The 6,909-nt window shown below is 49.1% G+C and carries 4 protein-coding genes and 1 riboswitch; all 4 genes read right to left on the reverse strand.

Annotation, left to right across the window (positions count from 1 at the left end; all coding sequences use genetic code 11):
* Positions 1–181: 181 nt before the first annotated feature.
* Complete coding sequence (locus GJ688_RS18970; RefSeq protein WP_155478084.1) at positions 182–2,779, reverse strand: energy-coupling factor transporter ATPase; 2,598 nt, start codon at positions 2,777–2,779, stop codon at positions 182–184.
* A 3-nt stretch (positions 2,780–2,782) separates the two neighbouring features.
* A complete protein-coding gene (locus GJ688_RS18975) occupies positions 2,783–3,301 on the reverse strand; it encodes an ECF transporter S component (RefSeq protein ID WP_155478085.1) in 519 nt (172 codons plus the stop codon).
* 87 nt (positions 3,302–3,388) lie between these two features.
* Positions 3,389–4,186: an alpha-ribazole kinase gene (locus tag GJ688_RS18980; protein ID WP_155478086.1), complete on the reverse strand. Its 798-nt coding sequence runs from the start codon at positions 4,184–4,186 to the stop codon at positions 3,389–3,391.
* Positions 4,187–4,326: 140 nt separating this feature from the next.
* Positions 4,327–4,499, reverse strand: a riboswitch (cobalamin riboswitch).
* Positions 4,500–4,633: 134 nt separating this feature from the next.
* Entirely contained in the window at positions 4,634–6,133 is a 1,500-nt protein-coding gene (locus GJ688_RS18985) for an IS5 family transposase (protein WP_235911121.1), read from the reverse strand.
* Positions 6,134–6,909 lie beyond the last annotated feature (776 nt).

The following is a 6,909-nucleotide window of genomic DNA, read 5'->3' on the forward strand; positions in this document are numbered from 1 at the left end:
CCAATTTGGTAGCCCTAATTTGCCATGCTTTTTTTGAAGAACTTTTCTAACGATAAGAGGACATTTTCATAAAAAAAGAACGCCAATTGATGTGTCCAATTAGCGTTCTTCTGCTTCTATTACAACTGATTTTTTGAAAATCTTCGTTTTCCATGGGTGGGCCTAATTCGCAAAGTTCTGTTTACCGGGACAAATGAAGATAGATGGCTACTGCGGCGACCGAGATACACAAAGCCGTCCATAGATAATCCCTCGGCGCCATTTCAATTTCCCTCAGCACCGTTGGAGTCCGGTTATATCCGTATCCCCGGTTGAGCATGGCCATGGATAAGCGTTCAGCCATCGTAATGGCGTTGATGATCAGCGGAACGAACAAGGGAACAAAAGTGCGGATGGGACCGAGCAGGCCTCGAGCGTGCCACTCGGCGCCGCGGGCCGATTGTGCTTCCATGATCATCCGGCGCTTCTTGTCCAAGGTGGGAATGAATCGAATCGCCGTGACGAGCATGAAGGATACTTCTGATGGCACTTGTAGTTTACGTAGAAACTGCAGAAAGTCATCGAACGGCGTTGACACCATTAGCACGACCGAGATGATCACCATGATGGCTATTCGCAGCATATAGGTCAGACCCATGAACAGTCCACCGACAGTCGCTCCCCACCCTTCCCCCATGAATCCACCTAAGAGGACTGTTCGGTATATCCCTTCAGGAAGTTGTTCTTGGGGATAGGTAAAGGCGGTCATGATAACAATTAAACCAAATAGGGGTAACAAGGGCTTTAGGGTCTCCCATGACTTTACCAGGGCAGATTTGACGAGAGTAGCGAGCGCTGCTACCACAGTGAACAAGGCTAGCATGGACAGCGGATCTTGAAAGACGAACGACGTGATGACTATCCCGAGGAAGCCAGCCATTTTCGTTCGGATATCGAGGCGGGACAGGTAAGTGGGCTCGTTCTCCCGATGTAAGGACGATTTTCGTGATTCATTTATTTCTTTTAACTCTCTAACACCGGTCTGTTCAATTGAACCTGTATGCTCAATCGTTCCCGTCTGTAAAACCGGTTCCGTCTGTTTAATGGATCCAGTCTGGCCAAACAAGGCCTCTCGCAGAAGAAATCGCTGGGGCGGAATCACCGCAGCCTGGGCCAATATCTTACGCTCACGTAAGACGTCCCGCGAAGAACCGTCCATCAAAACAGTTCCTTCATATAAAACAACGACTCGCTCGGCGTATTGAGCGACCAGTTCCATGTCGTGGCTGACCATGATCACGGTCGTTCCTTCTTCATGAAGCCGCTTGATGAGGGCCATCACTTGTCCAACGCCTGCATCGTCGAGACCGGTTGTGGGTTCGTCAATGACCAGGATTTTAGGACGCAATGCCAGGATGGAGGCGAGGGCCAACATCTGACGCTCACCCTTGCCTAAGGTGAGCGGATGAACAGACCGGCGCGATTCCAGTCCTGTCAACTGCAGTGCCTCGGAGACTCTTTCACCGATTTCCGCTTCCGTCAATGTCAGATGGCTCAGCCCGTACTCGACCTCTTTTTCCACGGTCAGGGCGAAAATCTGATGATCTGGATTCTGAAAGACATAGCCTACCCGATGAGCCAATTGGCTCGTGGGGATGTCTTGCGTACTTTTTCCATGGACAAGAACTTCCCCACTGGTGGGCTTTAACAAACCGTTCAAATGTTTTGCCAGTGTAGTCTTACCGGCGCCGTTTTGACCTACGAAGGCCACAAACTCGCCTTGTCGGGCGGCTAAATCGACACCCTGCAAGGCTAGTTGTCCCGATTCATACCTGTAAAAAAGCTGCCGAATTTCGATAGCAGCGACATCTTCGCTGTTTTGTTGATTTTTCGTAGCGTTTGTGCTTTTTAAATAGAAGATATCATCGAGGTTGCACTGCATCAATTCCTTCATATGGGGCTGGCTGAATAAAGGAACTGCCGCTGAAAGCGTCAAGGGGATCTCTTCTTGGCAAATCCATCCCTTTTTGAAGCAGTGCGAACCGACGAGGCTGAGCGGAATGGGACGCAATCCCAATCGCTTCACCAGCGATAAATCGCGAAACAAACGGTCCGGCTCCCCCTGCCAGGCGATCTCCCCCTCACGAAGCACGATGACCTCATCGGCCCGTTCCAGGATATCCTCACCGTTCGGTTCGACAACGATGATCGTCATCACTCGCTCTTTCCGGAGTGCGTCTAGAGTCTCGTAGATCACTTGCCGGCCTTGAGGGTCCAACTCTGCTGCAGGTTCGTCCAAGACCAGAATCTCTGGATACTGGGCCAACAGACCGGCAATGGCGAGGCGCTGTTTTTCTCCGCCAGACAGTTCTTCCGTATGGCGCGGCTCGTAACCAGTCAATCTGACAGAAGCCAGCGCTTCTCGGACCCTCGCCTGAACTTCAGAAGCTGGAAGAGAGAAATTGCAAGGGCCAAAGGCTACGTCTTCGGCTACAGTCTGCCCGAAAATCTGTGTCTCCGGCTCCTGCATGACCAGCCCAAGCCGGCGAGCCAGCGTCTGGACCCGAAATTTTTGCGTGTCCTTTCCGGCCAGAGCGACATTGCCAGTTAGTTCTCCCTCTATCAGTTGGGGAATCAACCCGTTTAGGCAAAGGCATAAGGTTGACTTTCCCGCACCGGTAGGCCCCATGATGGCGATGAATTTTCCTGACTCGACGGTCAGGTTTAGGTTTACGAGGCTCGGCCTTACGGCATGGGGATACCGATAGGTTAGATTTTGAATCTCAATGGCATTAGTCACGGCCTACCTCAACAAGTTTGAGGCATTTACCGCTTTGAAAGCGATCGCTGCGAGAACAACGTTGACGGCAGATCCGATGACTAAAAAAGGCATGACGCCGACCACAGCACCCCAACCGCCCATGAAGATCATCGTAAGGGAAGAGACGACGCCGTTTAAGAAAATTCCTGCGATGGTCGCTGCTACGATACCCATCTTTTTCTCAATCCAGTGAAAAGCCAGCGCCCACAGGGCCATTTGAACAGCAATAAATAGGTGAATCGGAATGCTCAGTGGAAAACCGACGACTGCTGCTGTCAACAGATGGCCGATACCGATCACCGCCATCCCTTCCATGGCACCGAAGGCAATCGCGACGAAGAAACCTGGGGCAGAATCCAGACCGATCGTTCCAACAGGACTCGGGATCTTGATCAGGGAACCGACAGCGCTTAAGGCGATAAAGATGGCGATCACCGCCACCCGCTTCGCCGACCAAATGGAGGGCTGTAAATCTCCGCTTTCCATTTCCATGTGACTCATTAGTGAATCCCCCTTCATTTCTCGTTTCTATCCTGAAAATTAATCTTTTCATTCCCCTGAAGGTACCGCTTTAGCGGCATGGAGGTCTTATTGATTTTTTCGGGTTAACGCGGTGACTGACTCATCCGATACACCGGAATGATTTGCCGATTGGATGACCTCTCCGATAACCTGCAAGGGGGTACCTGTGAATTCATCGAGTTGAACCTCTGGGCAAGCCGTAAAGAGGACACACGTTGAGGGCCCTGCTGATTTCTCTAAATCGAGACCGGATGGCGGCCATTCAGAAAAGCAGCAGCCCAGCCCCTCGGCAAGCGTCTTTGCTTCCGCACGAATCCCCCGTGATCCGACAGGGAGCACATCATGGATGCCTTCTACCTGAAACAGCTTCAGGATGTGGCTGGCCTGGGCGATTTCCTCATCATCGGCCCGCTGAACTTCCGGGCCTACTTTCGGCAGACCCAAACAGTACATCCGGTCACCGGGTTGGGTCGTGCCGATCCGAAGACCTTTTCGCTCGACGGCGCCCACCACTGTGACACCAACACCGGTCTGCTTGGTGGGAATGTTTTTTTCTGTGCTGATGACCACTGGCAGATCGGGTTTCCCGATCTCCTTTAATTCATCTCGAACCCCGGCGAGGATTTCTTCCCCGGTGGGACTCGGCTCGTTTGAGATCGCCACTGTTACCACCGCTGGGATCGCACCGACAGAGAGAACCTCCAGTAAAGCGACACGGGTCGTGAACCGTCCAACGATGTATTGCGGCACTGGGACGACATCGAATTCTTTGTCCCCTATGGCACCGCAGGAATCACAAGCTGCTACCATGCACTGATCTGCCGCTAAAAAGACGACCTCCACATCACGCCCCTGGTAACCCATATGTACACCCCCTTCTCGTTAGAATTCTTTCCTGCTACCGAACAGTTCCCTAGCGCAAGGCAAACAAAAAAGCCCATAGTCATTCTGCTGTTGTAAAGATCACAACAACAAATTGACCATGAACTTTACCGTGATTCATGATTCACCGAGCGTTACAGGCAGGTCTCCTGACTCCGAATCATCGCCGTGCACGCCTTCCCAGAATCCCAGTGGCCAATTGTGCAAAGCTCCTCTTACAGTGGTGGGTCCGTCCGGGATTCACACCCAGTTCCCTATTCTCCCTTGTGAGGGCACCTGAAACGGTTATGCAGTTGATTGTATTATAAATCACATACTCGTTCTTGACAAGCGTTAGCTTTAATTCCAATTCTAAAGTCCTTCTGTTCCTTAATGGTCGGTTAATGTCGGTGCTCATCTTTCCTAATTAGGGCTAGCTGAATAACCCTTTCAAGCACCAACTAGGTCTAATTCTACTTTCATATATCGTTTTATATATATTAAAGAACGAAATGCTAAAATTGCAAAAAGAAGCCGTAGCTTATGCTCCAAATTCATAACCAGAACTTGGAGACCAATCACCGTGGCTGCAGTCTCCCCTAACCGAGCCATGATTCTGCCCAGACCGTAACGCCGTTTTCCCTCTCCAAACTTTCCTTCTACCGCATTACGTTCTCGACTATCTAATTTTTCCAGTCGAATCTGCTCTTTCGTCATCTTTTCCGACGTGGATGGCCGACCGAGTTTCGGGCCGCTTAGGCGGATTCCATGTCTCTTGCAATATTGGAGGTTTTCTCGGCTTTGATAAATCTTATCGGCTTGGATTACCTCGGGATAATGCCCATGTCGTCGAAGATAGGCCTCTACCGATTCAATCAGAGTGTTTCCTTCATTAAATGGCTCCCAGCCCAGTTTTTCTATCCGCGTATACCCGTTGACCAGACTGATGGCGACCTTGGCCCCAAATTCCACGGCGGCCTTGGCTTTTCCCCGAACAATGGGTCTAACATGGGGTTGATGGATACTCACGATCCGCCTTTCTACCCGGTGTGTCTTATGGGTATACATGTCGCGTTGTTGCTGGTAAAGTTCTCGAATGACCTCAAGATCTTTTTTCTGACGGGAGCGTAGGGGACTCTGCCCCTGAGCCTCTTGAATCAATGCGAAAAATTGGTGCACGATGCGTAAGTTCCTGGCCACAAAGCGAAGCTGTTTTCCAATCGCTTTTCGGATCTTTCGAAATTGAGGTTTTTTCTGTTTCGTGACGGAAAGGTAGTGCTTGCGGGCAATCTGACGATAGGTCCTTGGCCGCTTAACTCCGGCCTCTTTGTATAACGTATCAATGATTGCATCCAGCTTTTCTCGGGCCTCATTCAGCAGGGAAAGATCATTCGGATAGCGGATATCTGCCGGAGCACAGGTGGCGTCCAAAATCAGTTTCCCTTCATGCAACGGTTCCGTTTCCGTTCTAAGGGTTTCCTCGGGTTCTTGTTGCGGGGCACCGCTCGATGGGCCTTGATTTTCGTCATCATCTTTTTTGTCCGTCCGATTGGTTTCCTGTGCGATCCATTCATTGATCTCCTGAAGCGTCTTCTCATCGAATCGTTTTCGAAAATGAACCATCAAAGACGCATCAAAGGGCGATTCATCCTGATACTCTCCGAGTCCAATGAAGTATTGGAGATACGGATTTTCGGCGATCTGGGCCACCGTTTCCCTGTCGGTATATCCACATTTCTCTTTGATGATTAGGGCACCCAGCGCCATCCGGACCGGATAGGCTGCTCGGCCCGTATGACTCGGGAATTGGCTCGCATATTTTTCTTCAATCACGTCCCAAGGGATGATTTTTGAAAGTTTTACCCAACGGTTGTCGGCTCGCAATTTCCCGGCAAAAGGCAGTATAAAATCTTCTATATAAAGTTGTTCACTTTTATTTTTTCGGTACATGTGGAAACCCTCCAAGTGCACGGTTTTTGATTCTCTGGGCTCATTTTTCATGCACTTACTTCGACAAAAGATGCCGAAAATCCTTTAAAAAGCACGGGGCTTTTGGTTATTCAGCAAGCCCTAATTATCACCAAAAGTTTGAATGATAATTTACATTATAACTCCTAATCTATACAGGGCAACAGTTCGGTTAAAGAGGTTCAACATATTCGGTTTTACATATAAGATGAGTTTTTTTGGAGATAAGCGAACACTTATATGGGCTTGTAAACCTCAATCTTCCCTTTTCTCATCTCATATTGCTTGCATAGCAGATGAGTTTGTGACCACCTGGCCCTCCAACCCCCACAAATAGCCTCCCTTATCCCAACAAAAACTCATCTTCTATGTAGAAAGCAAAAAAGCGACCCCGCCGTCGGTGGCAAGATCGCTAGGGATCCTTGTTATTTAATGATATTTAACTTATTAATCGCTTTTACCATTCCGTCCTAAAAATCTATTTCTTCTGAGTGTTCATTTCTCAGTTCATACAGCATTATATTGAGGATTTTTCCTAGGTTCAGTCGTAAAATAATTAGTTCTTTTAATCGTTTGTTATTAACTCAAGTTTCGCACACAGAAATAGGCAAGTAAGCCTTGATATAGTTGGGTAAAGAGCCAATCCATTTCTGGAGTTGACTTTTAATCAAAGCGGCTAATTTCTTGTTGCAGTTTTTAACGACATCATCAATAATCGACCAAAGTTGTTGAAGAGCCACCGCCCATTCCAAATCATT

It is taken from the genome of Heliobacterium mobile (assembly GCF_009720735.1).
GTDB classification, from domain to species: Bacteria; Bacillota; Desulfitobacteriia; order Heliobacteriales; family Heliobacteriaceae; genus Heliobacterium; species Heliobacterium mobile.